Annotated in this window: 12 protein-coding genes; 3 read left to right on the top strand and 9 right to left on the bottom strand. The window is 61.8% G+C overall.

Annotated elements, in window-relative coordinates; translation table 11 throughout:
• Positions 1–255: 255 nt before the first annotated feature.
• Together cysS and ACW9I6_RS21535 are read right to left on the bottom strand one after the other, a co-directional pair.
• The gene (gene cysS / locus ACW9I6_RS21540; protein ID WP_008432427.1) at positions 256–1644 is read right to left on the bottom strand and encodes a cysteine--tRNA ligase; all 1389 of its coding nucleotides are present in this window, start codon (positions 1642–1644) and stop codon (positions 256–258) included.
• Between the two features lie 20 nt (positions 1645–1664).
• Positions 1665–3365: a glutamine--tRNA ligase/YqeY domain fusion protein gene (locus ACW9I6_RS21535; protein ID WP_008432425.1), complete on the bottom strand. Its 1701-nt coding sequence runs from the start codon at positions 3363–3365 to the stop codon at positions 1665–1667.
• Between the two features lie 247 nt (positions 3366–3612).
• Between ACW9I6_RS21535 and ACW9I6_RS21530 the strand changes: the two genes are divergently transcribed.
• The gene (locus tag ACW9I6_RS21530) at positions 3613–4116 is read left to right on the top strand and encodes a peptidylprolyl isomerase (RefSeq protein ID WP_003211783.1); all 504 of its coding nucleotides are present in this window, start codon (positions 3613–3615) and stop codon (positions 4114–4116) included.
• On the top strand, positions 4113–4862 hold the full coding sequence (gene lpxH / locus ACW9I6_RS21525; protein WP_102605513.1) for a UDP-2,3-diacylglucosamine diphosphatase: 750 nt from the start codon (positions 4113–4115) through the stop codon (positions 4860–4862). The genes ACW9I6_RS21530 and lpxH overlap by 4 nt, the downstream gene beginning before the upstream one ends.
• A gap of 168 nt (positions 4863–5030) precedes the next feature.
• Here lpxH and ACW9I6_RS21520 read toward each other — a convergent pair whose 3' ends face one another.
• The 7 genes from ACW9I6_RS21520 to ACW9I6_RS21490 form a co-directional block, all read right to left on the bottom strand.
• Positions 5031–6563: a DHA2 family efflux MFS transporter permease subunit gene (locus tag ACW9I6_RS21520; protein WP_003211786.1), complete on the bottom strand. Its 1533-nt coding sequence runs from the start codon at positions 6561–6563 to the stop codon at positions 5031–5033.
• Between the two features lie 64 nt (positions 6564–6627).
• Entirely contained in the window at positions 6628–7845 is a 1218-nt protein-coding gene (locus ACW9I6_RS21515; protein WP_003211788.1) for an efflux RND transporter periplasmic adaptor subunit, read from the bottom strand.
• 15 nt (positions 7846–7860) lie between these two features.
• Positions 7861–9324 (bottom strand): efflux transporter outer membrane subunit, encoded by a 1464-nt coding sequence (locus ACW9I6_RS21510; RefSeq protein ID WP_008432421.1) that lies wholly within the window; start codon positions 9322–9324, stop codon positions 7861–7863.
• Entirely contained in the window at positions 9321–9794 is a 474-nt protein-coding gene (locus ACW9I6_RS21505) for a MarR family winged helix-turn-helix transcriptional regulator (protein ID WP_003211792.1), read from the bottom strand. Before ACW9I6_RS21505 ends, ACW9I6_RS21510 begins: the two co-directional genes overlap by 4 nt.
• 145 nt (positions 9795–9939) lie before the next feature.
• Positions 9940–13623 carry a translocation/assembly module TamB domain-containing protein gene (locus tag ACW9I6_RS21500; protein WP_457339794.1) on the bottom strand — a complete coding sequence of 1228 codons (3684 nt, stop codon included), beginning with the start codon at positions 13621–13623 and terminating at the stop codon, positions 9940–9942.
• Positions 13623–15350, bottom strand: coding sequence for an autotransporter assembly complex protein TamA (locus ACW9I6_RS21495; protein ID WP_102605509.1), 1728 nt, complete (start codon positions 15348–15350; stop codon positions 13623–13625). The genes ACW9I6_RS21500 and ACW9I6_RS21495 overlap by 1 nt, the downstream gene beginning before the upstream one ends.
• A 64-nt stretch (positions 15351–15414) precedes the next feature.
• Positions 15415–16065, bottom strand: a complete 651-nt coding sequence (locus ACW9I6_RS21490) for a GNAT family N-acetyltransferase (protein WP_003211798.1) — start codon at positions 16063–16065, stop codon at positions 15415–15417.
• A gap of 203 nt (positions 16066–16268) precedes the next feature.
• On the opposite strand from ACW9I6_RS21490, the gene xthA reads away from it, so the two are divergent.
• On the top strand, positions 16269–17081 hold the full coding sequence (gene xthA, locus ACW9I6_RS21485) for an exodeoxyribonuclease III (RefSeq protein ID WP_177009131.1): 813 nt from the start codon (positions 16269–16271) through the stop codon (positions 17079–17081).
• Positions 17082–17162 lie beyond the last annotated feature (81 nt).

Here is a 17162-nt window from a genome sequence, read left to right as displayed (position 1 = left end):
GGTCGTTAACGATGATGTGGGCGTCCTGATTCAACGCGGCGCCCTCATGTTCTTCGCGAGCAAGCCCGCTCCCACATTAAGCAGCTCTGCGTTTGATCTTGAGATGGCTTGCTCGCCCCTCGATGCGTCAACCATGTCCCCGCACAGGTGTCCCGTCCAAGACACGCTGTAAGAACCGCCCCCTGAATAACGGATAGACAGGCCAAAAAAAACGCCCCGAACCAGTCGGGGCGTTTTTCATTCAGCAATCACCAATCAAGCCTGATCAGCCAACCGCCACGTCGTCCCGCCCTTCCCGTCTTCCAACACCACACCCATCGCGGTCAGTTGGTCACGGATACGGTCAGACTCCGCCCAGTCCTTGTTGGCCCGGGCAGTCAAGCGTGCCTGGATCAGCGCATCAACTTCAGCGGCATCCACACGCCCTTCAGCGCCCGCCTGCAGGAAGTCATCGGCTTCCATCTGCAATACGCCCAGCACGCTCGCCAGCTCTTTCAAACGTGCGGCAAGCCCCGCCGCTGCGTCGAGATCGCTCTCGCGCAGGCGGTTGATCTCACGCACCATTTCAAACAGCACCGCGCAGGCCTCAGGCGTACCGAAGTCGTCGTTCATCACTTCGGTGAACCGCGCGACAAACGCTTCGCCGCCCGCAGGCGCCACGGAGGGCAGGCCTTTCAACGCGTGGTAGAAACGCTCCAGGGCGCCCTTGGCGTCCTTGAGGTTGTCTTCCGAATAGTTGATCGCGCTGCGGTAATGGCTCGACACCAACAGGTAGCGCACCACTTCCGGATGGTACTTTTCCAGCACGTCGCGAATGGTGAAGAAGTTGTTCAAGGACTTGGACATCTTCTCGCCATTGATGCGAATCATGCCGCAGTGCATCCACGCGTTGGCGTAGGTCTTGCCGGTGGCCGCTTCGCTCTGGGCGATTTCGTTTTCGTGGTGCGGGAACTCAAGGTCGCTGCCGCCGCCATGAATGTCGAAGGTCTCGCCCAGGCAGCAGGTGGACATCACCGAGCATTCGATGTGCCAGCCCGGACGCCCGGCGCCCCATGGCGACTCCCAGCTCGGCTCGCCGGGCTTGGTGCCTTTCCACAGCACGAAGTCCAGCGGGTCTTGCTTGGCTTCGTCGACTTCGATCCGCGCACCGATGCGCAGGTCTTCGATTTTCTTGCGCGACAGCTTGCCGTAGCCCATGAACTTGGCGACGCGGTAGTACACGTCGCCATTGCCCGGGGCGTAGGCGTAACCCTTGTCGATCAGGGTCTGGATCATCGCGTGCATGCCCGGGATATGGTCCGTGGCGCGCGGTTCCATGTCCGGCTTGAGGATGTTGAGGCGTGCCTCGTCCTCGTGCATCGCAGCAATCATGCGCTCGGTCAGCGCGTCGAACGACTCGCCGTTTTCGTTGGCGCGATTGATGATCTTGTCGTCGATGTCGGTGATGTTGCGCACATACGTCAGGTCATAACCGCTGAAACGCAACCAGCGGGTCACCAGGTCGAAGGCAACCATGCTGCGGCCGTGGCCGATGTGGCAGTAGTCGTACACGGTCATGCCGCACACGTACATGCGCACCTTGTTGCCATCCAGCGGCTTGAAGACTTCTTTGGTCTTGCTGAGTGTGTTGTAGATCGTTAGCACGACAGTTCCTTAAAACAGAATCACTGGCCCCACGAATCACGCAAGGTCACGGTACGGTTGAATACCGGAGCACCGGGTTTCGAGTCCTTGATATCCGCGCAGAAGTAACCTTCGCGCTCGAACTGGAAACGGTCTTCCGGCTGTGCGTCGCCAAGCGATGGCTCGGCACGACAACCCGTGAGAACTTGCAGCGAGTCAGGGTTGATGTTGTCCAGGAAACTGGCACTGTCTTCGGCCTTCTCGGGATTCGGCGAGCGGAACAGGCGATCGTACAGGCGCACTTCGCACTCGACGCTGGCCGCCGCCGGCACCCAGTGCACCACACCTTTGACCTTGCGGCCTTCCGGGTTCTTGCCCAGGGTGTCCGGGTCGTAGGAGCAACGCAGTTCGACGATGTTGCCATCGGCGTCCTTGATCGCTTCGTCGGCACGGATCACGTAGCTGCCGCGCAGGCGCACTTCGCCGTTCGGCTCCAGGCGCTTGTAGCCTTTTGGCGGCTCTTCCATGAAGTCATCGCGGTCGATGTAGATTTCACGGGCGAACGGCAGCTTGCGCACGCCGAGTTCTTCTTTCTGCGGATGACGTGGCAGTTCGAGGTTTTCGACCTGGCCTTCCGGGTAGTTGGTGATCACCACCTTCAACGGACGCAGCACGCACATGGCGCGCGGGGCGTTCGCGTCGAGGTCCTGACGGATGCTGAATTCGAGCATGCCGTAGTCGACCACGCCGTCGGAGCGGTTGGTGCCGACCATCTCGCAGAAATTGCGGATCGATGCCGGGGTGTAGCCACGGCGGCGGAAGCCCGACAGCGTCGACATGCGCGGGTCGTCCCAGCCAAACACGTGCTTTTCATCGACCAGTTGCTTGAGCTTGCGCTTGCTGGTGATGGTGTAGTTCAGGTTCAGGCGGCTGAACTCGTACTGACGCGGGTGCGCCGGTACCGGCAGGCTGTCGAGGAACCATTCGTACAGAGGACGGTGGCTTTCGAACTCCAGGGTGCAGATGGAGTGGGTGATGCCTTCGATGGCGTCCGACTGACCGTGGGTGAAGTCGTAGTTCGGGTAGATGCACCACTTGTCACCGGTCTGGTGGTGATGGGCGTGGCGGATGCGGTACATGATCGGGTCGCGCAGGTTCATGTTCGGCGAGGCCATGTCGATCTTGGCACGCAGTACACGGGCGCCGTCCGGGAACTCACCGGCGCGCATGCGGTTGAACCAGTCCAGGTTCTCTTCCACCGAACGGTCGCGGAACGGGCTATTCTTGCCCGGCTCGGTCAGGGTGCCACGGTATTCCTTGGCTTGCTCCGGGGTCAGGTCGTCTACGTAGGCCTTGCCGGCCTTGATCAACTCGACGGCCCAGTCGAACAACTGGTCGAAATACTTGGAGGCATAGCGCACTTCACCGGACCATTCGAAGCCCAGCCACTTGATGTCGCTCTCGATGGCGTCGATGTATTCCTGGTCTTCCTTGGCCGGGTTGGTGTCGTCGAAACGCAGGTGCGTGACGCCACCGAACTCCTGGGCCAGGCCGAAGTTCACACAGATCGACTTGGCGTGGCCGATGTGCAGGTAACCGTTGGGCTCAGGCGGGAAGCGGGTGACGATCTGCGTGTGCTTGCCCGAATCCAGGTCCGCCTGGATGATCGGGCGCAGGAAATTGACCGGGACGGCAGGTCCGGCCTTGGAATTCGAGGTAGGGTCGACAGTGGGCTTGCTCATAGGATCCTTGAACAGACGAAGTACTTGGCCGGGTGAGGCCGACAAACAAAGGGCTTATCATAGCCGATGCTGTCAAGGCCCTGACAGAGCGTGGCCAAAAACTGCTGCATTTATTGCACGGGCGGTAAAAAACCACCTCGAAATTCCCGCAGGTCACGCTAAACTGCGCGCCTTGGCTGCCGTTTTTTGCCAAGCAGGTAAGGCGCAAAACGCCCAAACCCACGAATTCCTTGAAAGAGTAGTGAACATGACTCAAGTCAAACTGACCACCAACCACGGTGACATCGTCATCGAGCTGAACGCCGAGAAAGCGCCGATCACCGTCGCCAACTTCATCGAGTACGTTAAAGCCGGCCACTACGAAAACACTGTTTTCCACCGTGTCATCGGCAACTTCATGGTCCAGGGCGGCGGTTTCGAGCCTGGCATGAAAGAAAAGAAAGACAAGCGTCCAAGCATCCAGAACGAAGCGGACAACGGCCTTTCCAACGACAAGTACACCGTCGCCATGGCCCGTACCATGGAGCCGCATTCGGCCTCCGCGCAGTTCTTCATCAACGTCGCCGACAACACCTTCCTGAACCACAGCGGCAAGAACGTGCAGGGCTGGGGCTACGCGGTATTCGGTAAAGTCACCGAAGGCCAGGACGTTGTCGACAAGATCAAGGGTGTGCAAACCACCGGCAAGGCAGGTCACCAGGACGTACCGGTAGAAGACGTTATCGTCGAGAAAGCCGAGATCGTTGAGTGATATTGCTGATTTCAGATTTGCATCTGGAAGAGGAGCGCCCGGACATAACCCGGGCGTTTCTGGATTTACTGAACGGCCGCGCCCGTTCCGCCCAGGCGTTGTACATTCTGGGGGACTTCTTTGAAGCCTGGATTGGCGACGATGGGATGACGCCCTTCCAGCGTTCGATTTGCCTGGCCCTGCGCGAGCTGAGCGACAGCGGCACCCAGATTTTCATCATGCATGGCAACCGGGATTTCCTGATCGGCAAGGCGTTCTGTAAAGCCGCAGGCGCAACCTTGCTCAAGGACCCGAGTGTGGTGCAACTCGCAGGCGAGCCCGTGCTGTTGATGCACGGCGACAGCCTGTGTACCCGCGACCTTGGCTATATGAAGCTGCGGCGCATCCTGCGTAACCCCATCACGCTGTTCATCCTGCGCCACCTGCCCTTGCGCACGCGGCACAAGCTGGCGCGCAAGCTGCGCAGTGAAAGCCGCGCGCAGACGCGAATGAAGACCAACGACATTGTCGATGTAACGCCCGAGGAAGTGCCGAGGGTGATGCAGCAGTTCGGCGTGCGTACGTTGGTGCATGGCCACACCCACCGCCCGGCGATTCACAAGTTGCAGATTGGCGAGCAAGCGGCCAAGCGCATTGTGCTGGGGGATTGGGACAAGCAAGGGTGGGCATTGCAGGTGGATGAGCAAGGGTTTCAACTGGCGGCGTTTGACTTCGTCAACCCGCAGTTGGCCTTGCCCGGTGCTTGACCCAGATCGTTCCCACGCTCTGCGCGGGAATGCATCCTGTGACGCTCTGCGTCACGACCTTCAAAAGCGGACGCAGAGCGTCCAAAGCGGCATTCCCACGCAGAGCGTGGGAACGATCATCAAAGCGGCATTCCCACGCGGAGCGTGGGAATGATCATGGATTGAGGCTTAGTGGCCAGAAGCCTCCGGCCCCGCCTTCGCTGCAAACGGCGGTTTCGCCAGCCATACAATCACGATCAACGCCATGAACATCCACCCCAGCAACGTGAAGTAATCCACGGTGGACATCATGTACGCCTGGCTCGTCAGTATCTGGTCCAACTGCGCATACGCCTTGTGCCCTGCCCCGCCGAGCGCCTGCAAGGCGTCCCGGGTGGCCGAGTCGTAGGTGGTCATGTTTTCGCTCATGTAGGCATGGTGCTGGTCCGCCCGGCGAATCCAGATCCAGGTGGTCAATGAGGCCGCAAAGCTGCCGCCCAGGGTCCGCAGGAAGGTCGCCAGGCCAGCGCCGTCGGCGATTTGCGCCGGCGGCAGGTCGGACATCAGGATGCTCAAGGTCGGCATGAAGAACAGCGCTACGCCGATCCCCATGAACAACTGCACCAGGGCGATGTGGGTGAAGTCCACTTCATTGGTAAACCCGGCGCGCATGAAGCAACTCAAGCCAATCGCCAGGAACGCCAGCCCCGCCAGCAGCCGCAGGTCGAACTTGTGCGCGTACTTGCCCACAAATGGCGACATCAACACCGGCAGAATCCCGATCGGCGCCACCGCCAGGCCCGCCCAGGTGGCGGTGTAGCCCATCTGGGTTTGCAGCCATTGCGGCAGGATCAGGTTGATCCCGAAGAAACCCGCGTACCCGAGTACCAACACAATCGTGCCGATGCGAAAGTTGCGATAGGCGAACAGCCGCAGGTTGACCACCGGGTGCTCGTCGGTCATTTCCCAGATCACGAACACCGCCAGGGCGACAGCCGAGATCACCGCGCCGATGATGATGAAATTCGACTCGAACCAGTCCAGGTCGTTGCCCTTGTCGAGGATGATCTGCAAGGCGCCGACGCCGACGATCAGGCTGAGCAAGCCGACGTAGTCCATCGGCTGGTAGCTGGTGACCACCGGGCGTTTCTTCAGTTGCGAGCGCACCACCATCACGGCAAAGATGCCGATGGGTACGTTGATAAAGAAGATCCACGGCCAGCTGTAGCTGTCGGTAATCCAGCCGCCGAGGATCGGCCCGGCAATCGGCGCCACCACCGTGACCATCGCCAGCAACGCCAGGGCCATGCCACGCCTGGCGGGGGGATAGACCGCGATCAGCAGCGTCTGGGTCATCGGGTACAACGGGCCGGCAACCAGGCCTTGCAATACCCGAAAGCCGATCAGCTCGGGCATCGAGGTGGAAATACCGCAGAGAAACGAGGCCAGCACAAACAGGATGGTGGCCCACAGAAACAGCTTCACCTCGCCGAAGCGACGGCTCAGCCAGCCGGTGAGCGGCAGCGCGATGGCGTTGCTCACGGCAAACGAGGTGATGACCCAGGTGCCCTGCTCCGAACTCACGCCGAGGTTGCCGGAAATCGTCGGCAACGCCACGTTGGCGATGGTGGTGTCGAGCACCTGCATGAAGGTCGCCAGGGACAGGCCGATGGTGGCCATCAGCAAGCTGGGCGGCGTGAAGGAGGCGTTAGCGTTACTCATCGCGAATCCTGTGCAACATGATTGGCGCTACGGCCGCCGGGGCCGCAGCTGATGGATTGGCGAATCAGCGCTGGGCAGCCTTGGGAGCGGCGACGCTGTTGTCATGGATCAATTGGGTGATCATCGCGTCGGCTTCGGCCAACTGGCGGTCGTAAACGTTGGTGGTGAACGACGCCTTCTGCGGCGCCTGCTGGGCCAGTACCGGGCCGCTCTGGTCGTGCAGGTCGACGTCGACCACGGTGGACAGGCCCACGCGCAGCGGGTGCTTGGCCAACTCATCGGCGTTCACATGGATACGCACTGGCACCCGTTGCACGATCTTGATCCAGTTACCTGTGGCGTTCTGCGCCGGCAGCAAGGCAAACGCGCTGCCCGTGCCCGCGCCGAGGCTGTCGACGGTGCCACTGAATTTCACGTCGCTGCCGTAGATATCGGATTCGATATCCACCGGCTGGCCGATACGCATATTGCGCAGCTGGGTTTCCTTGAAGTTGGCGTCGATCCACAGTTGATCCAGCGGGATCACCGCCATCAGTGCAGTACCCGGCTGGACCCGCTGGCCCAGTTGCACGGTACGCTTGGCCACATAGCCGGTCACCGGTGCGATCAGGGTGCTGCGGGCGTTGGTCAGGTAAGCCTGGCGCAACTGTGCGGCGGCAGCCTGCACGTCCGGGTGGGACGAAATCACCGTGTCATCCACCAGGGCGCTGCTGGTCTTGAACTGTTGCTGCACGTTGGCCAAGGCGTTTTGCGCCGAGGTCAGGTCGTCACGGGCGTGGGACAGTTCTTCCTGGGAAATCGCCCCGCCGGCAGCGAGGTTCTTGCGTCGGTTGTAGTTGTCCTGGGCCTTTTGCACGTTGGCTTGTTGCGCCAGCACCTGGGCTTTCATGCCATCGACGTTGCTGTACAAACCACGCACCTGGCGCACGGTGCGGGCCAGGTTGGCCTGGGCACTTTGCAGGCCGACGGCCGCGTCGTTGGGGTCGAAGTTGATCAGCACCTGGCCTTCATGCACCAGGTCGCCGTCGTCGGCGCCGATGCTCACCACGGTGCCGGTCACCAGCGGGGTGATTTCCACCACGTTGCCATTGACGTAGGCGTCGTCGGTGCTTTCGCTGAAGCGACCATACAATTCGTACCAACCCCACACGCCCAGGGCGCCGAGGATGACGATCAGCGCCAGCACAAACAGCATGACTTTGCGTTTGCGCGGGTTACTGGTGTTGGGTTGTTCAGCCTTGTTTGTTTCAGGAGCGTTGTTGCTGGTTTCGGCAGTGGCCATGACAAGTACCTTGAATTATTCAGTGCGCGTGGCTGGGGTGGTCGAGGCCACGTTATCGGCGTGGAAACCGCCGCCCAGGGCCTGCATCAGTTGAATCGAAAGATCGATTTGCTCGGCATTCAGGGTGGCCAACTGACGCTGGGCCTGGAGCAGTTGCTGTTCGATGCTGAGCACGTCCAGGTAATTGCCGATACCTGAGCTGTAACGCTGGACGCCGGTGTCGTAGGACTGCTGGGCAATGTCAGCGGCGTGTTGCTGGGCCTGGATCTGCCGGCCGGTCTCGCGCAATTGCGAGAGTGTGTTGCCGATATCGCCCAAGGCTTGCACCAGGGTTTTGTTGTACTGGGCCACGGCCAGGTCGTAGTCGGCGTCGCGAGCGTCAAGGTCGGCGCGCAGGCGGCCGCCGTCGAAGATCGGCAGCGAGACGGTCGGCGCAATGCTGAAGAAGCGGCTGGCCGAACCAAACATCGCATCCCCCAGCAACGACTCGGCCCCGGCGCTCGCGCTCAGGTTGAGGTTGGGGTAGAAACGGGTCTTGCTGGCCGCGATGTTCTTGCTCGCCGCCTCCACCCGCCAGCGTGCGGCGATCAGGTCCGGGCGACGGCCCACCAGCTCGGCAGGCAACACCGAAGGCACCGCAACCGCGCTCGGCTTGAGCACGTTGGGGCGTACCAGTTCGCTGCCACGGTCCGGGCCTTTGCCGAGCAACACCGCGAGGGCGATCTTCGCGCTCTGCAGTTGTTTTTCCGCATCGATCAGTTGCGACTGGGAGCTGGCTTCCAGGCTTTCGGTTTGCTGGTACTGGTACTGGCTGTCGATCCCGGAGTTCAGGCGACGCTGGCCCAGGTCGAGCATCTGCCGGGTGCGCTTGAGGTCATCATTGGCCAGGTCACGCACGATATGGGCCTGGCCCAGGTCGCTGTAGGCCTTGGCGACGTTGGCCGCCAGGGTCAGGCGCGCGGCCTGTTGGTCGACTTCGGCGGCGCGGGCCTGGCCCAGCGCGGCTTCCCAGGCGGCGCGCTGGCCGCCCCACAGGTCGAAGTTGTAATTGAAACTGGCACCGATGTTGCGCACGGTGGCGTAGGCATCGCCCTGGCCCAACGGGTCCTGGTCCTTGGCCAGGCGCGAACGGCTGACACCGGCGCTGGCATCCAGGGTCGGCATGCGCTCGGCGTCGGCGGCATAGGCAGCGGCTTCGGCCTGGTGAGCGCGGGCGCTGGCCACTTGCATGTCGGGGCTGTTCTGCAGGGCTTCCTGGATCAGGCCGTCGAGCTGTGGATCGCCAAGGCCTTTCCACCAGTCGGCGGTGGGCCAGGCAGCGGTGGACAGGGTCACGCCGCTGAGGGATTTGCCGGTTTGCAGGTTATTGGCTTCGAGGCGTTTGCCTTCTGTGTCCAAGCCGCTGAAATTGGCACAACCGGCCATAGTCATGGCCACCAGCACAAGGCTGAGGCCGGCACGCAAGGAGCGATTGTTCATGCACTACCTACCCGCTGGATGGTGATGGGGTCACCCGCAGCTATCAGAATTTTCTTCAGGATTTTTTCCAGGGTTTGCAATTCACCCGGCTCCAGGGCGCCCGCCAACTGGTTCAGGGCCTGGGCACCGATGTGCGGCAGCATGTCGGCCACGCGCTGGCCTTCGGCGGTCAGCACCAACTGCACCTGGCGCCGGTCCTGCTCGGAACGCTTGCGCGCCAGCAGGTCCTTTTGTTCCAGGCGGTCGAGCATGCGGGTCATGGAGCCGCTGTCCAACGACAGGTTGCGGCACAGCTCGGCGGGGGTGTCGACGCCGTACTGGGCCATGATGATCAACACCTTGAACTGCGCGGCCGTGATGCCGTGGGGTTCCATGTGGGTGTCGATGATCTTGTCTTTGAGCAGCGCAGCCCGGCCCAGCAGCAGGCCGAGGTGGCAGTTGTGGAAGTTTTCGGGGGTGAAGTGCTTCATCGAGATCAACCTATTAACTGCCTAAGCAGTGAATGTATGTCACGATGTTACTGCCTAGGCAGCGAATGTCAAACGAATAGTTAGGTTGCTTGCTAATTAGCGGATAAATGGTGGGAGCCAGGCTCCCACCATTACCGTGGACGGATCAGAAATCGCGCTTGTAGAAAATATCCAGGGAGCTGGCCACGCCGCTGGCCACTTCCAGGTACACCTTCTTGCTCAGCAAATAGCGCAAGGCGATGGTGTTGGCCGGCTCGAACACCCCCACGCCATAACGCAGGCTGAGCTTCTCGGAGATCTTGCCGCTGGCCACCACGGCGGTGTTGTTGCCACTGCCCTGGGTGTCCAGTTCAAAGTCCTGGATGCCCAGGTTCTTGGCGATGTCCGACGTAACCCCGGCACTGCCCATCAACCCAAGACCCAGCGCCGCTTCGGCCAGCATGTTGTTGTCCTCACCGTTGGTGGTGCGCGAACGCCCCAACACCAGGTACGACAATGCATCCTCTTGGGCCATGGCCGGCTCCGAGAAAATTTGCGTAGTCGGCTGCTCGGCACTGCCGCTCAGACGAATACCGGCGGTGACGGTCCGGGACGGCTCGGTGGTGATCCGCACCGCTTCGATATCCAGGAACGGCTGGTCAATCGGCCCGGCAAACAACAATCGCGCGCGGCGCACAGTCAGGCGTTGGCCGTAGGCACGGTAGCGGCCGTCGTTGAGCCACAGTTCACCACGGGTGTCCATGTTGTCGCCGATGTGCACATGGCCTTGCAGGTTGGCGGTGAGGCCAAACCCGGCGAAGCTCAGCTTGTCCTTGCCTACCTCCACATCGATGTCCATCGCCATGGCCATCGGCGGCTTGCCCTCTTCGGTCTGGCTGCCGACGATCACCGTGTCATCCGAGACCTTGACCGTCGATGGCGGCAATTCCCGCACGGTGATCTCGCCCTTGGGAATCTGCACCTTGCCGGAGATCGCCAGCTTGTCGTTCTTCATGCTGATCTTCAGGTCGGGCGCCACCTCCAGGGCCGCGTACGGTTCCACGGTGACCGGCAGTTGCGTGCCTTGCAGCGCGATATCCACCGCCAGAGCCTGGCCCCAGTCGATCTGCCCCTTGATAGTGCCCTGCCCGGCCTTGCCGCTGCGCCAGCCGCCATTGAGCTGCACGCTTTCGCCGGCAATCAACGCCTGGATATTCAGGCCTTCAATGCTGGTGGGCAGTTCCGGGCCGGAGATTTCCCCCCCAACCAGGTTGATGCTGCCGTTGACCTGAGGCGCCAGCAGGCTGCCGCCGATTCGCCCGTTACCGTTGAGCTTGCCGTTGAGCTTCTCGACCATGGGTACAAAGGGGCGGGCCACCGCGAGGTCGAGGCCGGTCAGGGTGAAGTTGCCGGTGATCGGCTTGTTCTTCGCCAGCGGATTGAGCTGCGCCTGCAACAGCAACTCGCCGAGCTTGCCGCCACGGAAATTGAGCTGGGTGTCGATGCGCGTGGGGTTGAGGGTGGTTTCCAGCTTCAGCGTGTCGTAGGGGAAATCCAGCCACTGGTCCTTGTCCTTGACCCGCAGGGTACCGCCGCTGGCGTCCACCGAGACCACGCCTTTGGGGCCGCTGGCCGGCAGGTCGAGCTGCACGTCGGCATTGAGCTTGCCCTGCCAGGCGAAATCCTTGGGCAACCACTGCGCCAGGCTATCGATCGGGAACTGCTTGAGGTGGTAACGCAGCTTCGGCTCGGGCATCAGGCGCTGGTCTTCGCCGCACAGGCTCGCCGGGCCGGAGACCCAGCAGTGCGCCGCAAAGGTCAGCTTGCCATCGGCCAGGCGCTCGATCTTCGCCGGCGCTTGCAGCTTCCAGTCCTGGCCACCGGCTTGCACATCGCCGCTGGCCAGGCGCCCGCGCCAGTTGCCTTTGTCGAGGTTGCCGTCCAGGGCCAGGGCCAGCTTGAGCAACGGGCCGGCCAGGTCGAGCTGGACTTTCTGGCTTTTGATATCGCCCTGGGCGCTGGCAGTGAAGGTGCCGAGCTGGGTTTCACCGGCCTGGATGCCACTGCCTTTCAGGTCGACTTTGGCGCGCTGGGCATTATCCAGGTTCGCGTCCAGGGTCAGGTTTTGCAGGCGGTTATCTTCAAACGCCAGTTGCTGGCCAACCAGGTTGAGCTTGCCTTGCGGCGCTTTCAGGGTGCCGGCGACGTCGAGGCGACCATTCATCTGCCCGCGCAGTTGCGGCCAGAGCTGGGCGAGGCGCGTCAGCTTGATGTCGATCTGCCCGGCAAGGCGCTGTTGCAGGCTGCCGCTGCCATAGATGCGGTTGTCGCCGAGGCGGATGTCCAGGGTGCCGAGGGTCCATTGCTCGCCAGCGCCTTCGGCCTTGGCCTGGAGCACGGCAGGTTGGCCACGCAGACGGCCCTTGAGGTCGAGGTCGGCATTGAGCTTGAGTTGCTCGTTCTTCATTTCGCCCTTGCTGCGCAACGGGCCCGCGAGGGTGCCGGGCAACTCCGCGACCCAATACGCCGGGTTGATCGCCGACAGGTCCAGCGCCGTGTCCCAGGCGATGCCATCGGCAAATTGCAGGTTCAGGTGGCCTTCGGCCTTGCCCTGACCGGCCGCGAGTTTCAGCTCGGGGAGGAACACTTGCTTGAGGTCGCCGCTGAACGGGCTGGCCAGGCTGAACTTGCCCGCAGGGCCGTCGAGGTCGGCCTTGAAGTTGCCCAGATAGTTGCCGTCCTTGTAGGAAACTTCACCATTGAAGGTACGCAAGGCCACCTGGGGTTCGTCGATCACGGGGTACAGGCGATGCCACGGGAAATCCAGCCAGTCGATTTTCGCGTCGGCGCTGAAGCCTTGCTGCCAGTCCAGATTGGCACTGAGCTTGAGGCTTTGTTTGTCACCGGCATTCAAATCCAGCCCGGCGATCTGCGCGCCCTTGGCGTCGACCTTGCCTTGCAGCAGCAGGTCCACCGGGCCTTTTTCCGCGGGCAGTACGGCTTTGCCCAGCAACTGGTAACCGTTGCTCAGGTCGCCCTTGGCGGTCAGGTCCAGCTGATTGAGTTGCAGGGTATCGGGCAAATCGGCGCTGGGTTTGAAGCCGTCGGCGGTGATGTGCAACTGCGCCGGCAGGTTTTCCACAAGCGGTTGCAATTCGCCGCTGAGCTTGGCCGGCAGGTAGCCGCTGCTGTCGGCGTCGAGCTTGAGGGTCTTGAGCAAATCGCCATCGACCTTGAGCGCCAGCGTCCAGGGCGCACCGCCCGGCGCGTAAGGCAGGCTCAGGTTGCCGCTGGCGGCCAGCGGCCAATTGCCGGTGGGTTGCAGCAGGCCGGACAGGTCAAGGACCAAACCGTCCCGTTGCAGGTGCACCGAATCGATCTGCATCCCGGCGGCAGTCCAGTGCGCCGCCAGCTGCAGGCCCTGGAGCTCTTCGCTGCCATTGAACAGCAGGCTGCCAACGCGGATGTCACCTAACTGAAGGGCGACCGGCAGTTTCAGGTCCGGCAGGGTAATCGGGCCGCTGCTTTCTTCGGTGCCGGGTGGAAATTGCAGGCTCACCTGCTCCACATCCAGTTGGTTGATGCACAAGGTCATGCGCATCAAACACGCGGGCGACCAGTCGAACTTCGGCGCCTGAAGCTCCACGCGGCTGCTGTCCTGCTGCCATAACAGATGGTTGGCACTCCACTGCCCGCCCAGGCGACCCTGGAAATTCTCCACGGTCAAACCCGGCACCTGGCCCAGCACCCACCGGCTGCCGACCTGGGTACCCAGCACCGTCCACAGTGCCAGCACTATCACCGCGAGGACCGCCAGAATGGCCAGCCCCGCTATTTTCAAACCACGCATCACAGCTCAGGCCCCATGGAAAAGTGCAAACGAATGCCGCCCGGATCTTCGAGGGCATGGGCCAGGTCGAGGCGGATCGGGCCGACCGGCGACACCCAGCGCACGCCAACACCCACACCGGTTTTCAGGCTCGGCATTTCCAGGGTGTTGAACGAGTTGCCTTGGTCGATAAAGGTCGCGATCCGCCATTTTTCGGCGATGGAATATTGATACTCGGCGCTCAGGGCCACCATGTAGCGACCACCGATGCGGTCGCCGCGATCATTTTCCGGGGACAGGGTCTGGTACTCGTAACCCCGCACGCTCTGGTCGCCACCGGCAAAAAAGCGTAACGACGGTGGCACGGATTTGTAGCCGTTGGTGGCACTGCCACCAAACTGCGCCCTCGCCAGGAAGCGGTGGTTGTCCCACAGGGTGGTCAAGCCCTTGATGGTCGCCGTGCCGTAAAGCAGGTTGGTGTCGGAACCCAGGCCTTCCTTGGCGACCTTGGCGTCGAACAGCAGGCGATAGCCGTTGTGCGGGTCGATGCGGTTGTCGCTGCGCAGGTAGGAATAACTGATGCCGGGCATCAGCAGCGTACTCAGGCCCGAGTCGTTGCCCAGGCGATATTCTTCACGCTGCCATTTAAGCGAGATCACCCGCGTCCAGCCGCTGGGCAACTTGCTGTGCCACTCGGGGCCGAGGGTGAGCAGTTTACTCAGGGTGTCGGTGTTGGCGATTTCTTCATTCTGGTAGCCGCCGGCAAAGCGCAATTTGTCGGTCAGTGGCGGGTCCATGGGAATGTCGTACCACAACCCGACGTTCTGCCGAGGCGCGGAAAGCTCGGCTTCCCAGCCATAACTGTGGCCCTGGGGGTTGACCCAGTGGCGCGTCCAGTTGGCCTTGCCCCGCGGGCCGACGTCGGTCGAGTAACCGAGGCCCAGGCCCATGGTGCGCGGCTTGCGGGTTTCCAGTTGCACGGCCACCGGGATCACGTCATTGGTCGAGGCCGCCGGGGCGGCGTCCACGCGCACGCCTTCGAAAAAGCCGCTGGATTGCAGGTTCTGGTTGAGTTCGGCGATCAGTTCGGAGTCGTAAGGCGCGCCGCTCTTGAACGGCACCATGCGTTGCAGCAGGTCTTCATCAAACGGCGTGTCGCCGGCAAAGCTGACCTTGCCCAAGGTGTAGCGTGGGCCACTGTCGTAAATGAGTTCGATATCGGCCACCCCCGCCTTGGGGTCGACCGAGAGTTTCTGGCTGGTAAAGCGCCCGCTGAAAAAGCCGTAGCGTGACGCCTGGTTCTGGATGACGCGCTTGGCGTCTTCGTAGTTGCCGTGGTTGAGCACGGCGCCGGATTTGAGTTGGTCGCTGGCGGGCACGCGAAAGGCCTTGAGGTCGGCGGCCTGGCCGTCGACCCGAATGGTCACATTGCGCAAATGCACCGGTTCGCCGGGGTCGATGGTGAGGATCAGGCGCGGGTTCTTGCCGCCCTTCACATCGCTGGCAATCTGCGGTTGGTAGTAGCCCAGCGCCTGGGCGGCCTTGCGGGCTTGCTCCTCGGCGCCACGGCTGAACCGCAGCAGGGCTTCTTCGTCACGATCGCCGACCCCGCCGATATAGCCTTCGATGTTGGCTTTCAACGCGTCGTTTGAAGGCTTGATGCGCACATCCAATTCGCTTTGCGCCAAGGCGCTGCAGCTCGTGAACAGCAGAATCAAGCCGCTGGTAAATCTTCCTGGAAACTTCATAGGCCGGGATGCTACACGAGCTTGGGAGCGGGTTAGAACCCGGATTTGTCTGAATAATTCTGTCTCAAACCGTTGCAGCCTGTAACACCTGCGGATTTGCGTGAAAGAACACGTGTTCCAGTACCGGTCCTACAGCGACCTCGCCGATCTCTTCATAGCCCTGGCGCTTATAGAATTCCAGATAGCGAGAATTCCCCGTGTCCAGCACCACGCCCGAGGAATGCGGGTCTTCGGCGCACCAGTTGTGCACCGCTTCCAGCAGTTGCTCACCGTAGTGCTTGCCCTGGAATTGCGGGTGAATCCCCAGCAACGGCAGCACATGCACCGAATCCGAGGGCAGGCACGCCAGCACTGCCTGATGGTATTCCAGGTAACGCCGGGTACCGCGCACACCGGTACTCAGCCACATGCGCAACTGCCAGGCCCAGCTTTCGGTGATGCCCAGGCGGCGGGTCGGTGGCGCGATCAGGGCGATGCCGATCAGCCGGTCGTTGACCAACAGGCCAATCGCCGGGAGTTTCTGGAAGAAGTGCTGCTTGACCAGTTCACGCACCGTGGCGCGCACCCGCTGTTCGTAGCCGGGACGTTCGGCTTCGAAGATGTAGGCGAACGTCGGCTCATGGCGATAGGCCTGGTACAACAGCGAACGGGCTTCGCGGGAATAGCCGCTGTCGAGCATGTGGATCTGGGCGATGGCAGTCGAGGTGTCAGGCATAACAGTGAATCTCCCCTGGGCGCTGACTCAAAAGGTCGCGCTCTTGTTATTACGAACGTCTGCGGCACTGTTTCGTTCAGTGTAGCCACCGGACGCCGCTTCGTAGCCCAACGCAGCCTTGTGCCTCGGCAGCTGCTACAAGGCTGGCTCCCGTCCTACATTGTCGGCTAGCATCGCCCTTTTGCCAGACTGGACCGCCGACCATGAAAATCGTGTCTTTCAATATCAACGGGCTGCGCGCCCGCCCTCATCAGCTGGCGGCACTGATCGAGAAACACCAGCCGGACGTGATCGGCCTGCAGGAAACCAAGGTCCACGACGACCAGTTCCCGCTGGATGAGATCAAGGCCCTCGGCTATCACGTGTATTACCACGGGCAGAAAGGCCACTACGGTGTTGCCCTGCTCTCGCGCCAGGAACCGCTGGCGCTGCACAAAGGCTTTGCCAGTGACGAAGAAGACGCCCAGCGCCGGTTTATCTGGGGCACCTTCGCCGACGCCAACGGCAACCCGATTACCATCATGAACGGTTATTTCCCACAGGGCGAAAGCCGCGACCACCCCACCAAGTTCCCGGCCAAGCAGCGCTTCTACGAGGACCTGCAAACCCTCCTGGAGTCGCGGTTCAGCAATGACCAGGCCGTGGTGGTGATGGGGGATGTGAATATTTCCCCGGAAGACTGCGACATCGGCATCGGTGCCGACAACGCCAAGCGCTGGCTGAAGACCGGCAAGTGCAGCTTCCTGCCAGAAGAACGCGAGTGGATGGCCCGCCTGAAGAACTGGGGCCTGGTGGACAGCTTCCGCCACCTCAACCCGGATGTGGCAGACCGCTTCAGCTGGTTCGATTACCGCAGCCGTGGTTTTGAAGACGAGCCAAAGCGCGGGCTGCGAATCGACGTGATCCTGGCTTCCCAAGGCTTGTTGCCCCGGGTGAAGGATGCCGGTGTGGACTACGACCTGCGCGGCATGGAAAAACCCTCCGATCATGCACCGATCTGGCTGGAATTGAGCTGATTTCTTAACAGCAGCGCCGTTAAATGTGGGAGCGGGCTTGCTCGCGAATACGGTGTGTCAGTCACCGGATACGTCGACTGA

Source organism: Pseudomonas sp. SDO5522_S412, assembly GCF_054071215.1.
The sequence above is the reverse complement of the archived record's forward strand: the minus strand, read 5'-3'. Positions and strand labels throughout refer to the sequence as shown.